Origin of the sequence: Salmonella sp. 32070601201500089SM, assembly GCF_017573605.1 — a bacterium.
Taxonomy (GTDB): domain Bacteria; phylum Pseudomonadota; class Gammaproteobacteria; order Enterobacterales; family Enterobacteriaceae; genus Salmonella; species Salmonella enterica.
Window position 1 is genome coordinate 1 of sequence record NZ_JAGETK010000025.1, and the last position, 15,388, is coordinate 15,388.

Genomic DNA, 15,388 nt, shown 5'->3' on the forward strand with positions numbered 1-15,388 from the left:
GTGTTCTGCTGCGTGGTATCAAACGTGAAGAAATCGAACGTGGTCAGGTACTGGCTAAGCCGGGCACCATCAAGCCGCACACCAAGTTCGAATCTGAAGTGTACATTCTGTCCAAAGATGAAGGCGGTCGTCACACTCCGTTCTTCAAAGGCTACCGTCCGCAGTTCTACTTCCGTACTACTGACGTGACTGGTACCATCGAACTGCCGGAAGGCGTAGAGATGGTAATGCCGGGCGACAACATCAAAATGGTTGTTACCCTGATCCACCCGATCGCGATGGACGACGGTCTGCGTTTCGCAATCCGTGAAGGCGGCCGTACCGTTGGCGCGGGCGTTGTTGCTAAAGTTCTGGGCTAATTACTCGTTAATTAGTTTTGAATTGAAGAGGGCGCTTCGGCGCCCTTTTTGTTGCCTGCTATTTAGCCGCTGTTATATTTATTTGCCTTTTTTAACGCTTCTCCCGTGGCGTAAATCGCTTTGTGCTATTGTAATCATAACCATTCTCATTTACACTTTGTGCGGAAATTGAACGGGAGCGATCATGTACGTTTGTTTGTGTAATGGTATAAGCGATAAAAAAATCCGCCAGGCTGTACGACAATTTCATCCACAGTCATTTCAACAGTTGCGTAAATTTATTCCTGTGGGAAATCAATGTGGTAAGTGTATTCGCGCCGCGCGAGAAGTGATGCAGGATGAGTTAACGCAAATGCCGGAATTTAAAGAGATCGCCTGAGTCACACTCTTTTTTTTGACATCCCTGTAGCCCCATCTACGCTCTAGAGAGTGGAAGCGGAGGGACTATAAAATGAAAGGTGATGTTAAAATCATAAATTATCTCAATAAACTATTGGGAAATGAGCTTGTCGCAATTAATCAGTATTTTCTTCATGCCCGTATGTTCAAAAACTGGGGCCTGACCCGGCTTAATGATGTTGAGTACCATGAATCCATTGATGAGATGAAACACGCCGATAAGTATATTGAGCGTATTTTATTTCTGGAAGGCATACCGAACCTACAGGATCTGGGCAAGCTGGGCATCGGTGAAGATGTCGAAGAGATGCTACGATCGGATCTCCGACTCGAACTGGAAGGCGCAAAAGATCTACGTGAGGCAATAGCCTATGCCGATAGCGTTCATGATTATGTCAGCCGGGATATGATGATTGAAATTCTTGCCGACGAGGAAGGCCACATCGACTGGCTGGAAACTGAGCTGGATTTGATTGCCAAACTTGGTATGCAAAATTATCTGCAATCACAAATTAAGGTTACCGATTAACCGTCTGGAAAGAAAACTTTCCAACCTGTTATGAAACCCGCCACCGCCAGCCATGGCCCAAAAGGTAGCGGGTTTATTAATGCCGATTTACCTCTCACCAGTAGCGCGACGCCAAACCCGCCACAGGCCAACATAGCGGCAAGGAAAACCAGTAACGGCAGTGTTTCCCAACAATGCCACGCCCCTAAGGCAGCGAGGTACTTGACGTCGCCATATCCAAGCCCCTCTTTCTGATAACGCAGGCGATAGCCCCAGTAAATTAACGCGAATCCGCCATAGCCGGCGATAGCACCCCAAAGCGCATCCGGTAAACGCTCCGGCAGGCAAATCTGGTGATAAAGCAAACCACCCCACAGTAATGGACAGGTAAACCGGTCAGGCAACAGACCGGTACGCGCGTCGTATATGCCAAGTAATAAAGAGAACGACGCATAAAAAATGAGAAAGGGGAGGGCAACAAACATAAGCAAATCCTCGTCAAGGCTTGTGCTCACCTTTATAGATTTATGCGACAGCGACAACGACGTATTGCCAGGTTTGCCTGATGCCTTCCAAAGAAAAGATGCGCGTTGCCATCCCATGCGTACCATCTGGAATCATGTTCGCATAAGAATAAAGCGCTTAATTTCTATCCGACACTTGCGTCAGGCTGAGATTTACGTATAATGCGCGGGCTTGTCGTAATTGACGGCAGGTTCGATTTGAACCTCGAATAGCCGATTTGGCTATTTAACAATGCTCCCAATCGGGGAGCTACGTAAGAACGGTTACACTCTCCCATCAATCGTAATGGGTGTGAGGAGTAATCATTTTCGTTTATAAAATAATTGGAGCTCTGGTCTCATGCAGAACCAAAGAATCCGTATCCGCCTGAAAGCGTTTGATCATCGTCTGATCGATCAATCAACCGCGGAAATCGTCGAGACTGCCAAGCGCACTGGTGCGCAGGTTCGCGGTCCGATCCCGCTGCCGACCCGCAAAGAGCGCTTTACCGTTCTGATCTCTCCGCACGTTAACAAAGATGCGCGCGATCAGTACGAAATTCGCACTCACAAGCGTCTGGTTGACATCGTTGAGCCAACCGAGAAAACCGTTGATGCTCTGATGCGTCTGGACCTGGCTGCCGGTGTAGACGTGCAGATCAGCCTGGGTTAATCAGGTCATCGAGCGATTGAGAGGTTGATACAATGATTGGTTTAGTCGGTAAAAAAGTGGGTATGACCCGCATCTTCACTGAAGATGGCGTCTCTATCCCAGTAACCGTAATCGAAGTTGAAGCAAACCGTGTTACTCAGGTTAAAGACCTGGCTAACGATGGCTACCGCGCTGTTCAGGTTACTACGGGTGCTAAAAAAGCTAACCGTGTCACCAAGCCGGAAGCGGGTCACTTTGCTAAAGCTGGCGTAGAAGCTGGCCGTGGTCTGTGGGAATTCCGTCTGGCTGAAGGCGAAGAATACACCGTAGGTCAGAGCATCAGCGTTGAACTGTTTGCTGACGTTAAAAAAGTTGACGTAACCGGTACCTCTAAAGGTAAAGGTTTCGCTGGTACCGTTAAGCGCTGGAACTTCCGTACCCAGGACGCTACTCACGGTAACTCCTTGTCTCACCGCGTTCCGGGTTCTATCGGTCAGAACCAGACTCCGGGCAAAGTGTTCAAAGGCAAGAAAATGGCAGGTCAGATGGGTAATGAGCGCGTAACCGTTCAGAGCCTTGACGTAGTACGCGTTGACGCTGAGCGCAACCTGCTGCTGGTTAAGGGTGGTGTTCCGGGTGCAACCGGTTGCGACCTGATCGTTAAACCAGCTGTGAAGGCGTAAGGGGATAGCAATGGAATTAGTATTGAAAGACGCGCAGAGCGCGCTGACTGTTTCCGAAACTACCTTCGGTCGTGATTTCAACGAAGCGCTGGTTCACCAGGTTGTTGTTGCTTATGCAGCTGGTGCTCGTCAGGGTACTCGTGCTCAGAAGACTCGTGCTGAAGTAACTGGTTCCGGTAAAAAACCGTGGCGCCAGAAAGGCACTGGCCGTGCGCGTTCAGGTTCTATCAAGAGCCCGATCTGGCGTTCCGGTGGCGTGACCTTCGCTGCTCGTCCGCAGGACCACAGTCAAAAAGTTAACAAGAAGATGTACCGCGGCGCGCTGAAAAGCATCCTGTCCGAACTGGTACGTCAGGATCGTCTGATCGTTGTCGAGAAGTTCTCTGTAGAAGCGCCGAAAACTAAGCTGCTGGCACAGAAACTGAAAGACATGGCTCTGGAAGATGTGCTGATCATCACCGGTGAGCTGGACGAGAACCTGTTCCTGGCCGCACGTAACCTGCACAAGGTTGACGTACGCGATGCGACTGGTATCGACCCGGTTAGCCTGATCGCCTTCGACAAAGTCGTAATGACTGCTGATGCTGTTAAGCAAGTTGAGGAGATGCTGGCATGATTCGTGAAGAACGTCTGCTGAAGGTGCTGCGCGCACCGCACGTTTCTGAAAAAGCGTCTACTGCGATGGAAAAAACCAACACCATCGTTCTCAAAGTTGCTAAAGACGCGACCAAAGCAGAAATCAAAGCTGCTGTGCAGAAACTGTTTGAAGTCGAAGTCGAAGTCGTTAACACCCTGGTCGTTAAAGGGAAAGTTAAACGTCACGGACAGCGTATCGGTCGTCGTAGCGACTGGAAAAAAGCTTACGTCACCCTGAAAGAAGGCCAGAATCTGGACTTCGTCGGCGGCGCTGAGTAAGTCGGAGGAGTAATACAATGGCAGTTGTTAAATGTAAACCGACATCTCCGGGTCGTCGCCACGTCGTTAAAGTGGTCAACCCAGAGCTGCACAAGGGCAAACCTTTTGCTCCGCTGGTTGAAAAAAACAGCAAATCCGGTGGTCGTAACAACAATGGCCGTATCACCACTCGTCATATCGGTGGTGGTCACAAACAGGCTTATCGTATTGTTGACTTCAAACGCAACAAAGACGGTATCCCGGCAGTTGTTGAACGTCTTGAGTACGATCCGAACCGTTCCGCGAACATCGCGCTGGTTCTGTACAAAGACGGCGAACGCCGTTACATCCTGGCCCCGAAAGGCCTGAAAGCTGGCGACCAGATTCAGTCTGGCGTTGATGCTGCAATCAAAGCAGGCAACACCCTGCCGATGCGCAATATCCCGGTTGGTTCTACCGTTCATAACGTAGAAATGAAACCAGGTAAAGGCGGTCAGCTGGCACGTTCCGCTGGTACTTACGTTCAGATCGTTGCTCGCGATGGCGCTTATGTCACCCTGCGTCTGCGTTCTGGTGAAATGCGTAAAGTCGAAGCAGACTGCCGTGCAACCCTGGGCGAAGTTGGCAATGCTGAGCATATGCTGCGCGTTCTGGGTAAAGCAGGTGCTGCACGCTGGCGTGGCGTTCGTCCTACCGTTCGCGGTACTGCGATGAACCCAGTAGACCACCCACATGGTGGTGGTGAAGGTCGTAACTTTGGTAAGCACCCGGTAACTCCGTGGGGCGTTCAGACCAAAGGTAAGAAGACCCGCAGCAACAAGCGTACTGATAAATTCATCGTACGTCGCCGTAGCAAATAATTTTAGAGGATAAGCCATGCCACGTTCTCTCAAGAAAGGTCCTTTTATTGACCTGCACTTGCTGAAGAAGGTAGAGAAAGCGGTGGAAAGCGGAGACAAGAAGCCCCTGCGCACTTGGTCCCGTCGTTCAACGATCTTTCCTAACATGATCGGTTTGACCATCGCTGTCCATAATGGTCGTCAGCACGTTCCGGTATTTGTTTCCGACGAAATGGTCGGTCACAAACTGGGTGAATTCGCACCGACTCGTACTTATCGCGGCCACGCTGCTGATAAAAAAGCGAAGAAGAAATAAGGTAGGAGGAAGAGATGGAAACTATCGCTAAACATCGCCATGCTCGTTCTTCTGCTCAGAAGGTTCGCCTTGTTGCTGACCTGATTCGCGGTAAGAAAGTGTCGCAGGCTCTGGATATTCTGACCTACACCAACAAGAAAGCGGCTGTACTGGTCAAGAAAGTTCTGGAATCTGCCATTGCTAACGCTGAACACAACGATGGCGCTGACATTGACGATCTGAAAGTTACGAAAATTTTCGTAGACGAAGGCCCGAGCATGAAGCGCATTATGCCGCGTGCAAAAGGTCGTGCAGATCGCATCCTGAAGCGCACCAGCCACATCACTGTGGTTGTGTCCGATCGCTGAGACTCTGGAGACTAGCAATGGGTCAGAAAGTACATCCTAATGGTATTCGCCTGGGTATTGTAAAACCATGGAACTCTACCTGGTTTGCGAACACCAAAGAATTCGCTGACAACCTGGACAGCGATTTTAAAGTACGTCAGTACCTGACGAAGGAACTGGCTAAAGCGTCTGTATCTCGTATCGTTATCGAGCGTCCGGCTAAGAGCATCCGTGTGACTATTCACACCGCTCGCCCGGGTATCGTTATCGGTAAAAAAGGTGAAGACGTAGAAAAACTGCGTAAGGTCGTAGCGGATATCGCTGGCGTTCCTGCACAGATCAACATCGCCGAAGTTCGTAAACCTGAACTGGACGCTAAACTGGTTGCTGACAGCATCACTTCTCAGCTGGAACGTCGCGTTATGTTCCGTCGTGCGATGAAGCGTGCTGTACAGAACGCCATGCGTCTGGGCGCTAAAGGTATCAAAGTTGAAGTTAGCGGCCGTCTGGGCGGCGCGGAAATCGCACGTACCGAATGGTACCGCGAAGGTCGCGTACCGCTGCACACTCTGCGTGCTGACATCGACTACAACACCTCTGAAGCGCACACCACTTATGGTGTAATCGGCGTTAAAGTGTGGATCTTCAAAGGCGAGATCCTGGGTGGTATGGCTGCTGTTGAACAACCGGAAAAACCGGCTGCTCAACCGAAAAAGCAGCAGCGTAAAGGCCGTAAATAAGGAGCGTCGCTGATGTTACAACCAAAGCGTACAAAATTCCGTAAAATGCACAAAGGCCGCAACCGTGGTCTGGCTGCAGGCGCGGATGTTAGCTTCGGCAGCTTCGGCCTGAAAGCTGTTGGCCGTGGTCGTCTGACTGCCCGTCAGATCGAAGCAGCACGTCGTGCTATGACCCGTGCAGTTAAGCGTCAAGGTAAGATCTGGATCCGTGTATTCCCGGACAAACCGATCACTGAAAAGCCGCTGGCAGTGCGTATGGGTAAAGGTAAAGGTAACGTGGAGTATTGGGTTGCCTTGATTCAGCCGGGTAAAGTCCTGTATGAAATGGACGGCGTACCGGAAGAGCTGGCCCGTGAAGCATTCAAGCTGGCAGCAGCGAAACTGCCGATTAAAACCACCTTTGTAACTAAGACGGTGATGTAATGAAAGCAAAAGAGCTGCGTGAGAAGAGCGTTGAAGAGCTGAACACCGAGCTACTGAACCTGCTGCGTGAGCAGTTCAACCTGCGTATGCAGGCTGCAAGTGGCCAGCTGCAACAGTCTCACCTGTTGAAGCAAGTGCGTCGTGATGTCGCACGCGTTAAGACTTTACTGACTGAGAAGGCGGGTGCGTAATGACCGATAAAATCCGTACTCTGCAAGGTCGCGTGGTTAGCGACAAAATGGAGAAATCCATTGTTGTTGCTATCGAACGTTTTGTGAAACACCCGATCTACGGTAAATTCATCAAGCGTACGACCAAAATGCACGTACATGACGAGAACAACGAATGCGGTATCGGCGACGTGGTTGAAATCCGCGAATGCCGTCCGCTGTCCAAGACCAAATCCTGGACTCTGGTTCGCGTTGTAGAGAAAGCGGTTCTGTAATACAGTACGCATTCTCAACGAATAAACGGCTCAGCGATGGGCCGTTTATTTTTTCTACCCATATCTGATTTGCGGTGTTATAATGCCGCGCCCTCGATATGGGGTTTTTTTAACGACCTGATTTTCGGGTCTCAGTAGTAGTTGACATTAGCGGAGCACTAAAATGATCCAAGAACAGACTATGCTGAACGTCGCCGACAACTCCGGTGCACGTCGCGTAATGTGTATCAAGGTTCTGGGTGGCTCGCACCGTCGCTACGCAGGCGTAGGCGACATCATTAAGATCACCATCAAAGAAGCGATTCCGCGTGGTAAGGTCAAAAAAGGTGATGTGCTGAAGGCGGTAGTGGTGCGCACCAAGAAGGGTGTTCGTCGCCCGGACGGTTCTGTCATTCGCTTCGATGGTAATGCATGCGTTATTTTAAACAATAACAGCGAGCAGCCTATCGGTACGCGTATTTTTGGGCCGGTAACTCGTGAACTTCGTAACGAGAAGTTCATGAAAATTATCTCTCTGGCACCAGAAGTACTCTAAGGAGCGAATCATGGCAGCGAAAATCCGTCGTGATGACGAAGTTATCGTGTTAACCGGTAAAGATAAAGGTAAACGCGGTAAAGTTAAGAATGTCCTGTCTTCCGGCAAGGTCATTGTTGAAGGTATCAACCTGGTTAAGAAACACCAGAAGCCGGTTCCGGCTCTGAACCAACCGGGCGGCATCGTTGAAAAAGAAGCTGCAATTCAGGTTTCTAACGTTGCAATCTTCAATGCGGCAACCGGCAAGGCTGACCGTGTAGGCTTTAGATTCGAAGACGGCAAAAAAGTCCGTTTCTTCAAGTCTAACAGCGAAACTATCAAGTAATTTGGAGTAGTACGATGGCGAAACTGCATGATTACTACAAAGACGAAGTAGTTAACAAACTCATGACTGAGTTTAACTACAATTCTGTCATGCAAGTCCCTCGGGTCGAGAAGATCACCCTGAACATGGGTGTTGGTGAAGCGATCGCTGACAAGAAACTGCTGGATAACGCAGCAGCAGACCTGACAGCAATCTCCGGTCAAAAACCGTTGATCACCAAAGCACGCAAATCTGTTGCAGGCTTCAAAATCCGTCAGGGCTATCCGATCGGCTGTAAAGTAACTCTGCGTGGCGAACGCATGTGGGAGTTCTTTGAGCGCCTGATCACTATTGCTGTTCCTCGTATCCGTGACTTCCGTGGCTTGTCCGCTAAGTCATTCGACGGTCGTGGTAACTACAGCATGGGTGTCCGTGAGCAGATCATCTTCCCAGAAATCGACTACGATAAAGTCGACCGCGTTCGTGGTTTGGATATTACCATTACCACTACTGCGAAATCTGACGAAGAAGGCCGTGCTCTGCTGGCTGCCTTTGACTTCCCGTTCCGCAAGTAAGGTAGGGTTACTAAATGGCTAAGCAATCAATGAAAGCACGCGAAGTAAAACGCGTAGCTTTAGCTGATAAATACTTCGCGAAACGCGCTGAACTGAAAGCGATCATCTCTGATGTGAACGCAACCGACGAAGATCGTTGGAATGCGGTTCTTAAGCTGCAGACTCTGCCGCGTGATTCCAGCCCGTCACGTCAGCGTAACCGCTGCCGTCAAACTGGTCGTCCGCACGCTTTCCTGCGGAAGTTCGGGTTGAGCCGTATTAAGGTCCGTGAAGCCGCTATGCGCGGTGAAATTCCGGGTCTGAAAAAGGCTAGCTGGTAATTGTCACCAATTGAATCACGGGAGTAAAGACAGATGAGCATGCAAGATCCGATCGCGGATATGCTGACCCGTATCCGTAACGGTCAGGCCGCGAACAAAGCTGCGGTCACCATGCCTTCCTCCAAGCTGAAAGTGGCAATTGCCAACGTGCTGAAGGAAGAAGGTTTTATTGAAGATTTTAAAGTTGAAGGCGACACCAAGCCGGAACTGGAACTGACTCTTAAGTATTTCCAGGGTAAAGCTGTTGTAGAAAGCATTCAGCGTGTCAGCCGCCCAGGTCTGCGCATCTACAAACGTAAAGATGAGCTGCCGAAAGTTATGGCCGGTCTGGGTATCGCAGTTGTTTCTACCTCTAAAGGTGTTATGACTGATCGTGCAGCGCGCCAGGCTGGTCTTGGTGGCGAAATTATCTGCTACGTAGCCTAATCGGAGGAAAAAATGTCTCGTGTTGCTAAAGCACCGGTCGTTGTTCCTGCCGGCGTTGATGTCAAAATCAACGGTCAGGTTATTACGATCAAAGGTAAAAACGGCGAGCTGACTCGTACTCTCAACGATGCTGTTGAAGTTAAACATGCAGATAATGCACTGACCTTCGGTCCGCGTGATGGTTACGCAGACGGTTGGGCACAGGCTGGTACCGCGCGTGCCCTGCTGAACTCAATGGTTATCGGTGTTACCGAAGGCTTCACTAAGAAGCTGCAGCTGGTTGGTGTAGGTTATCGTGCAGCGGTTAAAGGGAATGTAGTAAACCTGTCTTTAGGTTTCTCTCACCCGGTTGACCATCAGCTGCCGGCAGGTATTACTGCTGAATGTCCGACTCAAACTGAAATCGTGCTGAAAGGCGCTGATAAGCAGGTGATCGGTCAGGTTGCAGCAGATCTGCGCGCCTACCGTCGTCCTGAGCCTTACAAAGGCAAGGGTGTTCGTTACGCCGACGAAGTCGTGCGTACCAAAGAGGCTAAGAAGAAGTAAGGTAACACTATGGATAAGAAATCTGCTCGTATCCGTCGTGCGACCCGCGCACGCCGCAAGCTCAAAGAGCTGGGCGCAACTCGCCTGGTGGTACATCGTACCCCGCGTCATATTTACGCACAGGTAATTGCACCGAACGGTTCTGAAGTTCTGGTAGCTGCTTCTACTGTAGAAAAAGCTATCGCTGAACAACTGAAGTACACCGGTAACAAAGACGCGGCTGCAGCTGTGGGTAAAGCTGTCGCTGAACGCGCTCTGGAAAAAGGCATCAAAGATGTGTCCTTTGACCGTTCCGGGTTCCAATATCATGGTCGTGTCCAGGCACTGGCAGATGCTGCCCGTGAAGCTGGCCTTCAGTTCTAAGGTAGAGGTGTAAGATGGCTCACATCGAAAAACAAGCTGGCGAACTGCAGGAAAAGCTGATCGCGGTAAACCGCGTATCTAAAACCGTTAAAGGTGGTCGTATTTTCTCCTTCACAGCTCTGACTGTAGTAGGCGATGGTAACGGTCGCGTAGGTTTTGGTTACGGTAAAGCGCGTGAAGTTCCAGCAGCGATCCAGAAAGCGATGGAAAAAGCCCGTCGCAATATGATTAACGTCGCGCTGAACAACGGCACCCTGCAGCACCCGGTTAAAGGTGTTCACACGGGGTCTCGTGTATTCATGCAGCCAGCTTCCGAAGGTACCGGTATCATCGCCGGTGGTGCAATGCGCGCCGTTCTGGAAGTTGCTGGGGTTCATAACGTTCTGGCTAAAGCATACGGTTCCACCAACCCGATCAACGTGGTTCGTGCAACTATTGATGGCCTGGAAAATATGAATTCTCCAGAAATGGTCGCTGCCAAGCGTGGTAAATCCGTTGAAGAAATTCTGGGGAAATAAACCATGGCAAAGACTATTAAAATTACTCAAACCCGCAGTGCAATCGGTCGTCTGCCGAAACACAAGGCAACGCTGCTTGGCCTGGGTCTGCGTCGTATTGGCCACACCGTAGAGCGCGAGGATACTCCTGCTGTTCGTGGTATGGTCAACGCGGTTTCCTTCATGGTTAAAGTTGAGGAGTAAGAGATGCGTTTAAATACTCTGTCTCCGGCCGAAGGCTCCAAAAAGGCGGGTAAACGCCTGGGTCGTGGTATCGGTTCTGGCCTCGGTAAAACCGGTGGTCGTGGTCACAAAGGTCAGAAGTCTCGTTCTGGCGGTGGCGTACGTCGCGGTTTCGAGGGTGGTCAGATGCCTCTGTACCGTCGTCTGCCGAAATTCGGCTTCACTTCTCGCAAAGCAGCGATTACAGCCGAAGTTCGTCTGTCTGACCTGGCGAAAGTAGAAGGCGGCGTTGTAGACCTGAACACGCTGAAAGCGGCAAACATTATCGGTATCCAGATCGAGTTCGCGAAAGTGATCCTGGCTGGCGAAGTCACTACTCCGGTAACTGTTCGTGGCCTGCGTGTTACTAAAGGCGCTCGTGCTGCTATCGAAGCTGCTGGCGGTAAAATCGAGGAATAAGTAGCAGATGGCTAAACAACCGGGATTAGATTTTCAAAGTGCCAAAGGTGGCTTAGGTGAGCTGAAACGCAGACTGCTGTTTGTTATCGGCGCGCTGATTGTGTTCCGTATTGGCTCTTTTATTCCGATCCCTGGTATTGATGCCGCTGTACTTGCCAAACTGCTTGAGCAACAGCGAGGCACCATCATTGAAATGTTTAACATGTTCTCTGGTGGTGCTCTCAGCCGTGCTTCTATCTTTGCCCTGGGGATCATGCCGTATATTTCGGCGTCGATCATTATCCAGCTGTTGACGGTGGTTCATCCAACGCTGGCAGAAATTAAGAAAGAAGGGGAGTCTGGTCGTCGTAAGATCAGCCAGTACACCCGTTACGGTACTCTGGTGCTGGCGATATTCCAGTCGATCGGTATTGCTACCGGTTTGCCGAATATGCCTGGTATGCAGGGCCTGGTGATGAATCCAGGCTTTGCATTCTATTTCACCGCTGTTGTAAGTCTGGTTACAGGAACCATGTTCCTGATGTGGCTCGGCGAACAGATTACTGAGCGCGGTATCGGTAACGGTATCTCAATCATCATCTTCGCTGGTATCGTTGCGGGACTCCCGCCAGCCATTGCCCATACTATCGAGCAAGCGCGTCAAGGCGACCTGCACTTCCTCGTGTTGCTGTTGGTTGCAGTATTAGTATTTGCAGTGACGTTCTTTGTAGTATTCGTTGAACGTGGTCAACGCCGTATTGTGGTAAACTACGCCAAACGTCAGCAAGGTCGTCGTGTCTATGCTGCACAGAGCACACATTTACCGCTGAAAGTGAATATGGCGGGGGTAATCCCGGCAATCTTCGCTTCCAGTATTATTCTGTTCCCGGCGACCATCGCGTCATGGTTCGGGGGCGGTACTGGTTGGAACTGGCTGACAACAATTTCGCTGTATTTGCAGCCTGGGCAACCGCTTTATGTGTTACTCTATGCGTCTGCAATCATCTTCTTCTGTTTCTTCTACACGGCGTTGGTTTTCAACCCGCGTGAAACAGCAGATAACCTGAAGAAGTCCGGTGCATTTGTACCAGGAATTCGTCCGGGAGAGCAAACGGCGAAGTATATCGATAAAGTAATGACCCGCCTGACCCTGGTTGGTGCGCTGTATATTACCTTTATCTGCCTGATCCCGGAGTTCATGCGTGATGCAATGAAAGTGCCGTTCTACTTCGGTGGGACCTCACTGCTTATCGTTGTTGTCGTGATTATGGACTTTATGGCTCAAGTGCAAACTCTGATGATGTCCAGTCAGTATGAGTCTGCATTGAAGAAGGCGAACCTGAAAGGCTACGGCCGTTAATTGGTCGCCTGAGAAGTTACGGAGAGTAAAAATGAAAGTTCGTGCTTCCGTCAAGAAATTATGCCGTAACTGCAAAATCGTTAAGCGTGATGGTGTCATCCGTGTGATTTGCAGTGCCGAGCCGAAGCATAAACAGCGCCAAGGCTGATTTTTTCGCATATTTTTCTTGCAAAGTTGGGTTGAGCTGGCTAGATTAGCCAGCCAATCTTTTGTATGTCTGTACGTTTCCATTTGAGTATCCTGAAAACGGGCTTTTCAGCATGGTACGTACATATTAAATAGTAGGAGTGCATAGTGGCCCGTATAGCAGGCATTAACATTCCTGATCAGAAACACGCCGTGATCGCGTTAACTTCGATCTACGGTGTCGGCAAGACCCGTTCTAAAGCCATCCTGGCTGCAGCGGGTATCGCTGAAAATGTTAAGATCAGTGAGCTGTCTGAAGAACAAATCGACACGCTGCGTGACGAAGTTGCCAAATTTGTCGTTGAAGGTGATCTGCGCCGTGAAATCAGCATGAGCATCAAGCGCCTGATGGATCTTGGTTGCTATCGCGGTTTGCGTCATCGTCGTGGTCTCCCGGTTCGCGGTCAGCGTACCAAGACCAACGCTCGTACCCGTAAGGGTCCGCGCAAACCGATCAAGAAATAATCGGGGTGATTGAATAATGGCAAAGGCACCAGTTCGCGCACGTAAACGTGTAAGAAAACAAGTCTCTGACGGCGTGGCTCATATCCATGCTTCTTTCAACAACACCATCGTGACTATTACCGATCGTCAGGGTAATGCGCTGGGTTGGGCAACAGCCGGTGGTTCCGGTTTCCGTGGTTCTCGCAAATCCACTCCGTTTGCAGCTCAGGTTGCAGCAGAGCGTTGCGCTGACGCCGTGAAAGAATACGGTATCAAGAATCTGGAAGTTATGGTTAAAGGTCCGGGTCCAGGCCGCGAATCTACTATTCGTGCTCTGAACGCCGCTGGTTTCCGCATCACTAATATTACTGATGTGACTCCGATCCCTCATAACGGTTGTCGTCCGCCGAAAAAACGTCGCGTATAACGCTTCGTTTTCCAGGTTAGTTGGAGAAAGAAAATGGCAAGATATTTGGGTCCTAAGCTCAAGCTGAGCCGTCGTGAGGGCACCGACTTATTCCTTAAGTCTGGCGTTCGCGCGATCGATACCAAGTGTAAAATTGAACAAGCTCCTGGCCAGCACGGTGCGCGTAAGCCGCGTCTGTCTGACTATGGTGTGCAGTTGCGTGAAAAGCAAAAAGTTCGCCGCATTTACGGTGTGCTGGAGCGTCAGTTCCGTAACTACTACAAAGAAGCAGCACGTCTGAAAGGCAACACCGGTGAAAACCTGTTGGCTCTGCTGGAAGGTCGTCTGGACAACGTTGTATACCGTATGGGCTTCGGCGCCACTCGTGCAGAAGCACGTCAGCTGGTTAGCCATAAAGCAATTATGGTAAACGGTCGTGTTGTTAACATCGCTTCTTATCAGGTTAGTCCGAATGACGTTGTTAGCATTCGTGAGAAAGCGAAGAAGCAGTCTCGCGTGAAAGCCGCTCTGGAGCTGGCTGAGCAGCGTGAAAAGCCAACCTGGCTGGAAGTTGATGCTGGCAAGATGGAAGGTACGTACAAGCGTAAGCCTGAGCGTTCTGATCTGTCTGCGGACATTAACGAACACCTGATCGTCGAGCTTTACTCCAAGTAAAGCTTAGTACCAAAGAGAGGACACAATGCAGGGTTCTGTGACAGAGTTTCTAAAACCGCGCCTGGTAGATATCGAGCAAGTGAGTTCGACGCACGCCAAGGTGACCCTTGAGCCTTTAGAGCGTGGCTTCGGCCATACTCTGGGTAACGCACTGCGCCGTATTCTGCTCTCATCGATGCCGGGTTGCGCGGTGACCGAGGTTGAGATTGATGGTGTACTACATGAGTACAGCACCAAAGAAGGCGTTCAGGAAGACATCCTGGAAATCCTGCTCAACCTGAAAGGGCTGGCGGTGAGAGTTCAGGGTAAAGATGAAGTTATTCTTACCTTGAATAAATCTGGCATTGGCCCTGTGACTGCAGCCGATATCACCCATGATGGGGATGTCGAAATCGTCAAGCCGCAGCACGTGATCTGCCACCTGACCGATGAAAACGCGTCTATTAGTATGCGTATCAAAGTTCAGCGCGGTCGTGGTTATGTGCCGGCTTCTACCCGAATTCATTCGGAAGAAGATGAGCGCCCAATCGGCCGTCTGCTGGTCGACGCCTGCTACAGCCCTGTAGAGCGTATTGCCTACAATGTTGAAGCAGCGCGTGTAGAACAGCGTACCGACCTGGACAAGCTGGTCATCGAAATGGAAACCAACGGCACAATCGATCCTGAAGAGGCGATTCGTCGTGCGGCAACCATCCTGGCTGAACAACTGGAAGCTTTCGTTGATTTACGTGATGTACGTCAACCGGAAGTGAAAGAAGAGAAACCAGAATTCGATCCGATCCTGCTGCGCCCTGTTGACGATCTGGAATTGACTGTCCGCTCTGCTAACTGCCTCAAGGCAGAAGCTATCCACTATATCGGTGATCTGGTACAGCGTACCGAGGTTGAGCTTCTTAAGACGCCTAACCTGGGTAAAAAATCTCTTACCGAGATTAAAGACGTGCTGGCTTCCCGTGGACTGTCTCTGGGTATGCGCCTGGAAAACTGGCCACCGGCAAGCATCGCTGACGAGTAACCGGATCACAGGTTAAGGTTTTACTGAG

General features: G+C 50.4%; 30 protein-coding genes and 1 pseudogene. 30 read left to right on the plus strand and 1 reads right to left on the minus strand.

Annotation, left to right across the window (positions count from 1 at the left end; translation table 11 throughout):
- The 3 genes and pseudogenes from tuf to bfr all read left to right on the plus strand — a co-directional run.
- Positions 1–359 (plus strand): annotated as a pseudogene (gene tuf / locus J4728_RS23170) (elongation factor Tu); the annotation flags it as partial.
- Between the two features lie 184 nt (positions 360–543).
- Positions 544–738 (plus strand): bacterioferritin-associated ferredoxin, encoded by a 195-nt coding sequence (bfd, locus tag J4728_RS23175; protein WP_000289082.1) that lies wholly within the window; start codon positions 544–546, stop codon positions 736–738.
- A gap of 72 nt (positions 739–810) precedes the next feature.
- Complete coding sequence (gene bfr, locus J4728_RS23180; protein ID WP_000675530.1) at positions 811–1,287, plus strand: bacterioferritin; 477 nt, start codon at positions 811–813, stop codon at positions 1,285–1,287.
- Here the strand turns inward: bfr and hopD are convergent.
- The gene (gene hopD, locus J4728_RS23185; RefSeq protein ID WP_000495848.1) at positions 1,284–1,751 is read right to left on the minus strand and encodes a prepilin peptidase; all 468 of its coding nucleotides are present in this window, start codon (positions 1,749–1,751) and stop codon (positions 1,284–1,286) included. The two genes, bfr and hopD, sit on opposite strands and share 4 nt — an antisense overlap.
- A gap of 379 nt (positions 1,752–2,130) precedes the next feature.
- Here hopD and rpsJ point away from each other — a divergent pair, with 379 nt between their 5' ends.
- The 27 genes from rpsJ (at position 2,131) to J4728_RS23320 (ending at position 15,360) form a co-directional block, all read left to right on the plus strand.
- Positions 2,131–2,442: a 30S ribosomal protein S10 gene (gene rpsJ, locus J4728_RS23190; protein WP_001181005.1), complete on the plus strand. Its 312-nt coding sequence runs from the start codon at positions 2,131–2,133 to the stop codon at positions 2,440–2,442.
- Positions 2,443–2,474: 32 nt separating this feature from the next.
- Complete coding sequence (rplC, locus tag J4728_RS23195; RefSeq protein WP_000579838.1) at positions 2,475–3,104, plus strand: 50S ribosomal protein L3; 630 nt, start codon at positions 2,475–2,477, stop codon at positions 3,102–3,104.
- Positions 3,105–3,114: 10 nt separating this feature from the next.
- Complete coding sequence (rplD, locus tag J4728_RS23200) at positions 3,115–3,720, plus strand: 50S ribosomal protein L4 (protein WP_000424395.1); 606 nt, start codon at positions 3,115–3,117, stop codon at positions 3,718–3,720.
- Complete coding sequence (rplW, locus tag J4728_RS23205; RefSeq protein ID WP_000617546.1) at positions 3,717–4,019, plus strand: 50S ribosomal protein L23; 303 nt, start codon at positions 3,717–3,719, stop codon at positions 4,017–4,019. The genes rplD and rplW overlap by 4 nt, the downstream gene beginning before the upstream one ends.
- Positions 4,020–4,036: 17 nt before the next feature.
- Complete coding sequence (gene rplB, locus J4728_RS23210; RefSeq protein ID WP_000301869.1) at positions 4,037–4,858, plus strand: 50S ribosomal protein L2; 822 nt, start codon at positions 4,037–4,039, stop codon at positions 4,856–4,858.
- A 16-nt stretch (positions 4,859–4,874) separates the two neighbouring features.
- Entirely contained in the window at positions 4,875–5,153 is a 279-nt protein-coding gene (gene rpsS, locus J4728_RS23215) for a 30S ribosomal protein S19 (RefSeq protein WP_001138115.1), read from the plus strand.
- A gap of 14 nt (positions 5,154–5,167) precedes the next feature.
- Entirely contained in the window at positions 5,168–5,500 is a 333-nt protein-coding gene (rplV, locus tag J4728_RS23220; protein ID WP_000447529.1) for a 50S ribosomal protein L22, read from the plus strand.
- Between the two features lie 17 nt (positions 5,501–5,517).
- Positions 5,518–6,219: a 30S ribosomal protein S3 gene (gene rpsC, locus J4728_RS23225; RefSeq protein WP_000529945.1), complete on the plus strand. Its 702-nt coding sequence runs from the start codon at positions 5,518–5,520 to the stop codon at positions 6,217–6,219.
- A gap of 12 nt (positions 6,220–6,231) precedes the next feature.
- Positions 6,232–6,642 (plus strand): 50S ribosomal protein L16, encoded by a 411-nt coding sequence (rplP, locus tag J4728_RS23230; protein ID WP_000941208.1) that lies wholly within the window; start codon positions 6,232–6,234, stop codon positions 6,640–6,642.
- Positions 6,642–6,833, plus strand: coding sequence for a 50S ribosomal protein L29 (gene rpmC / locus J4728_RS23235; protein WP_000644742.1), 192 nt, complete (start codon positions 6,642–6,644; stop codon positions 6,831–6,833). The genes rplP and rpmC overlap by 1 nt, the downstream gene beginning before the upstream one ends.
- On the plus strand, positions 6,833–7,087 hold the full coding sequence (gene rpsQ, locus J4728_RS23240) for a 30S ribosomal protein S17 (RefSeq protein ID WP_000130101.1): 255 nt from the start codon (positions 6,833–6,835) through the stop codon (positions 7,085–7,087). Before rpmC ends, rpsQ begins: the two co-directional genes overlap by 1 nt.
- A 163-nt stretch (positions 7,088–7,250) precedes the next feature.
- Entirely contained in the window at positions 7,251–7,622 is a 372-nt protein-coding gene (gene rplN, locus J4728_RS23245) for a 50S ribosomal protein L14 (RefSeq protein WP_000613954.1), read from the plus strand.
- 10 nt (positions 7,623–7,632) lie between these two features.
- Positions 7,633–7,947 (plus strand): 50S ribosomal protein L24, encoded by a 315-nt coding sequence (gene rplX, locus J4728_RS23250; RefSeq protein WP_000729185.1) that lies wholly within the window; start codon positions 7,633–7,635, stop codon positions 7,945–7,947.
- A 14-nt stretch (positions 7,948–7,961) separates the two neighbouring features.
- Positions 7,962–8,501 carry a 50S ribosomal protein L5 gene (rplE, locus tag J4728_RS23255; protein ID WP_001096206.1) on the plus strand — a complete coding sequence of 180 codons (540 nt, stop codon included), beginning with the start codon at positions 7,962–7,964 and terminating at the stop codon, positions 8,499–8,501.
- 14 nt (positions 8,502–8,515) lie between these two features.
- Positions 8,516–8,821: a 30S ribosomal protein S14 gene (rpsN, locus tag J4728_RS23260; RefSeq protein WP_001118932.1), complete on the plus strand. Its 306-nt coding sequence runs from the start codon at positions 8,516–8,518 to the stop codon at positions 8,819–8,821.
- A 33-nt stretch (positions 8,822–8,854) separates the two neighbouring features.
- Entirely contained in the window at positions 8,855–9,247 is a 393-nt protein-coding gene (rpsH, locus tag J4728_RS23265; protein ID WP_000062611.1) for a 30S ribosomal protein S8, read from the plus strand.
- Between the two features lie 12 nt (positions 9,248–9,259).
- The gene (gene rplF / locus J4728_RS23270; protein WP_000091939.1) at positions 9,260–9,793 is read left to right on the plus strand and encodes a 50S ribosomal protein L6; all 534 of its coding nucleotides are present in this window, start codon (positions 9,260–9,262) and stop codon (positions 9,791–9,793) included.
- A 9-nt stretch (positions 9,794–9,802) separates the two neighbouring features.
- Positions 9,803–10,156 (plus strand): 50S ribosomal protein L18, encoded by a 354-nt coding sequence (rplR, locus tag J4728_RS23275; protein WP_000358956.1) that lies wholly within the window; start codon positions 9,803–9,805, stop codon positions 10,154–10,156.
- A gap of 14 nt (positions 10,157–10,170) precedes the next feature.
- Positions 10,171–10,674 (plus strand): 30S ribosomal protein S5, encoded by a 504-nt coding sequence (rpsE, locus tag J4728_RS23280; RefSeq protein ID WP_000940121.1) that lies wholly within the window; start codon positions 10,171–10,173, stop codon positions 10,672–10,674.
- Between the two features lie 3 nt (positions 10,675–10,677).
- Positions 10,678–10,857 carry a 50S ribosomal protein L30 gene (gene rpmD, locus J4728_RS23285; RefSeq protein WP_001140434.1) on the plus strand — a complete coding sequence of 60 codons (180 nt, stop codon included), beginning with the start codon at positions 10,678–10,680 and terminating at the stop codon, positions 10,855–10,857.
- Between the two features lie 3 nt (positions 10,858–10,860).
- Positions 10,861–11,295: a 50S ribosomal protein L15 gene (gene rplO, locus J4728_RS23290; RefSeq protein ID WP_001238917.1), complete on the plus strand. Its 435-nt coding sequence runs from the start codon at positions 10,861–10,863 to the stop codon at positions 11,293–11,295.
- A 7-nt stretch (positions 11,296–11,302) separates the two neighbouring features.
- Entirely contained in the window at positions 11,303–12,634 is a 1,332-nt protein-coding gene (gene secY / locus J4728_RS23295) for a preprotein translocase subunit SecY (RefSeq protein WP_001118864.1), read from the plus strand.
- Between the two features lie 31 nt (positions 12,635–12,665).
- On the plus strand, positions 12,666–12,782 hold the full coding sequence (rpmJ, locus tag J4728_RS23300) for a 50S ribosomal protein L36 (protein WP_000868187.1): 117 nt from the start codon (positions 12,666–12,668) through the stop codon (positions 12,780–12,782).
- Positions 12,783–12,928: 146 nt separating this feature from the next.
- Positions 12,929–13,285 carry a 30S ribosomal protein S13 gene (gene rpsM / locus J4728_RS23305; protein ID WP_000090780.1) on the plus strand — a complete coding sequence of 119 codons (357 nt, stop codon included), beginning with the start codon at positions 12,929–12,931 and terminating at the stop codon, positions 13,283–13,285.
- A gap of 16 nt (positions 13,286–13,301) precedes the next feature.
- Positions 13,302–13,691, plus strand: coding sequence for a 30S ribosomal protein S11 (rpsK, locus tag J4728_RS23310; protein ID WP_001029758.1), 390 nt, complete (start codon positions 13,302–13,304; stop codon positions 13,689–13,691).
- Between the two features lie 33 nt (positions 13,692–13,724).
- On the plus strand, positions 13,725–14,345 hold the full coding sequence (gene rpsD, locus J4728_RS23315; protein ID WP_000135226.1) for a 30S ribosomal protein S4: 621 nt from the start codon (positions 13,725–13,727) through the stop codon (positions 14,343–14,345).
- A 25-nt stretch (positions 14,346–14,370) separates the two neighbouring features.
- Complete coding sequence (locus J4728_RS23320; protein WP_001162094.1) at positions 14,371–15,360, plus strand: DNA-directed RNA polymerase subunit alpha; 990 nt, start codon at positions 14,371–14,373, stop codon at positions 15,358–15,360.
- Positions 15,361–15,388: the final 28 nt, after the last annotated feature.

Excerpts from the sequence above, each read along its gene's own strand:
- rpsH (WP_000062611.1), top strand. The coding sequence starts at position 8,855 with ATGAGCATGCAAGATCCGATCGCGGATATGCTGACCCGTATCCGTAAC.
- rpsE (WP_000940121.1), top strand. The coding sequence starts at position 10,171 with ATGGCTCACATCGAAAAACAAGCTGGCGAACTGCAGGAAAAGCTGATC.
- rplE (WP_001096206.1), top strand. The coding sequence starts at position 7,962 with ATGGCGAAACTGCATGATTACTACAAAGACGAAGTAGTTAACAAACTC.
- rpsC (WP_000529945.1), top strand. The coding sequence starts at position 5,518 with ATGGGTCAGAAAGTACATCCTAATGGTATTCGCCTGGGTATTGTAAAA.
- J4728_RS23320 (WP_001162094.1), top strand. The coding sequence starts at position 14,371 with ATGCAGGGTTCTGTGACAGAGTTTCTAAAACCGCGCCTGGTAGATATC.
- rpmD (WP_001140434.1), top strand. The coding sequence starts at position 10,678 with ATGGCAAAGACTATTAAAATTACTCAAACCCGCAGTGCAATCGGTCGT.
- rplP (WP_000941208.1), top strand. The coding sequence starts at position 6,232 with ATGTTACAACCAAAGCGTACAAAATTCCGTAAAATGCACAAAGGCCGC.
- secY (WP_001118864.1), top strand. The coding sequence starts at position 11,303 with ATGGCTAAACAACCGGGATTAGATTTTCAAAGTGCCAAAGGTGGCTTA.
- rplB (WP_000301869.1), top strand. The coding sequence starts at position 4,037 with ATGGCAGTTGTTAAATGTAAACCGACATCTCCGGGTCGTCGCCACGTC.
- rpmJ (WP_000868187.1), top strand. The coding sequence starts at position 12,666 with ATGAAAGTTCGTGCTTCCGTCAAGAAATTATGCCGTAACTGCAAAATC.
- rplO (WP_001238917.1), top strand. The coding sequence starts at position 10,861 with ATGCGTTTAAATACTCTGTCTCCGGCCGAAGGCTCCAAAAAGGCGGGT.
- rpsK (WP_001029758.1), top strand. The coding sequence starts at position 13,302 with ATGGCAAAGGCACCAGTTCGCGCACGTAAACGTGTAAGAAAACAAGTC.
- rpsQ (WP_000130101.1), top strand. The coding sequence starts at position 6,833 with ATGACCGATAAAATCCGTACTCTGCAAGGTCGCGTGGTTAGCGACAAA.
- rplW (WP_000617546.1), top strand. The coding sequence starts at position 3,717 with ATGATTCGTGAAGAACGTCTGCTGAAGGTGCTGCGCGCACCGCACGTT.
- rpsJ (WP_001181005.1), top strand. The coding sequence starts at position 2,131 with ATGCAGAACCAAAGAATCCGTATCCGCCTGAAAGCGTTTGATCATCGT.
- rplV (WP_000447529.1), top strand. The coding sequence starts at position 5,168 with ATGGAAACTATCGCTAAACATCGCCATGCTCGTTCTTCTGCTCAGAAG.
- rpsN (WP_001118932.1), top strand. The coding sequence starts at position 8,516 with ATGGCTAAGCAATCAATGAAAGCACGCGAAGTAAAACGCGTAGCTTTA.
- rpsS (WP_001138115.1), top strand. The coding sequence starts at position 4,875 with ATGCCACGTTCTCTCAAGAAAGGTCCTTTTATTGACCTGCACTTGCTG.
- rpsD (WP_000135226.1), top strand. The coding sequence starts at position 13,725 with ATGGCAAGATATTTGGGTCCTAAGCTCAAGCTGAGCCGTCGTGAGGGC.
- rplN (WP_000613954.1), top strand. The coding sequence starts at position 7,251 with ATGATCCAAGAACAGACTATGCTGAACGTCGCCGACAACTCCGGTGCA.
- rplX (WP_000729185.1), top strand. The coding sequence starts at position 7,633 with ATGGCAGCGAAAATCCGTCGTGATGACGAAGTTATCGTGTTAACCGGT.
- rplF (WP_000091939.1), top strand. The coding sequence starts at position 9,260 with ATGTCTCGTGTTGCTAAAGCACCGGTCGTTGTTCCTGCCGGCGTTGAT.
- rplC (WP_000579838.1), top strand. The coding sequence starts at position 2,475 with ATGATTGGTTTAGTCGGTAAAAAAGTGGGTATGACCCGCATCTTCACT.
- hopD (WP_000495848.1), bottom strand. The coding sequence starts at position 1,751 with ATGTTTGTTGCCCTCCCCTTTCTCATTTTTTATGCGTCGTTCTCTTTA.
- rpmC (WP_000644742.1), top strand. The coding sequence starts at position 6,642 with ATGAAAGCAAAAGAGCTGCGTGAGAAGAGCGTTGAAGAGCTGAACACC.
- rplR (WP_000358956.1), top strand. The coding sequence starts at position 9,803 with ATGGATAAGAAATCTGCTCGTATCCGTCGTGCGACCCGCGCACGCCGC.
- bfd (WP_000289082.1), top strand. The coding sequence starts at position 544 with ATGTACGTTTGTTTGTGTAATGGTATAAGCGATAAAAAAATCCGCCAG.
- bfr (WP_000675530.1), top strand. The coding sequence starts at position 811 with ATGAAAGGTGATGTTAAAATCATAAATTATCTCAATAAACTATTGGGA.
- rplD (WP_000424395.1), top strand. The coding sequence starts at position 3,115 with ATGGAATTAGTATTGAAAGACGCGCAGAGCGCGCTGACTGTTTCCGAA.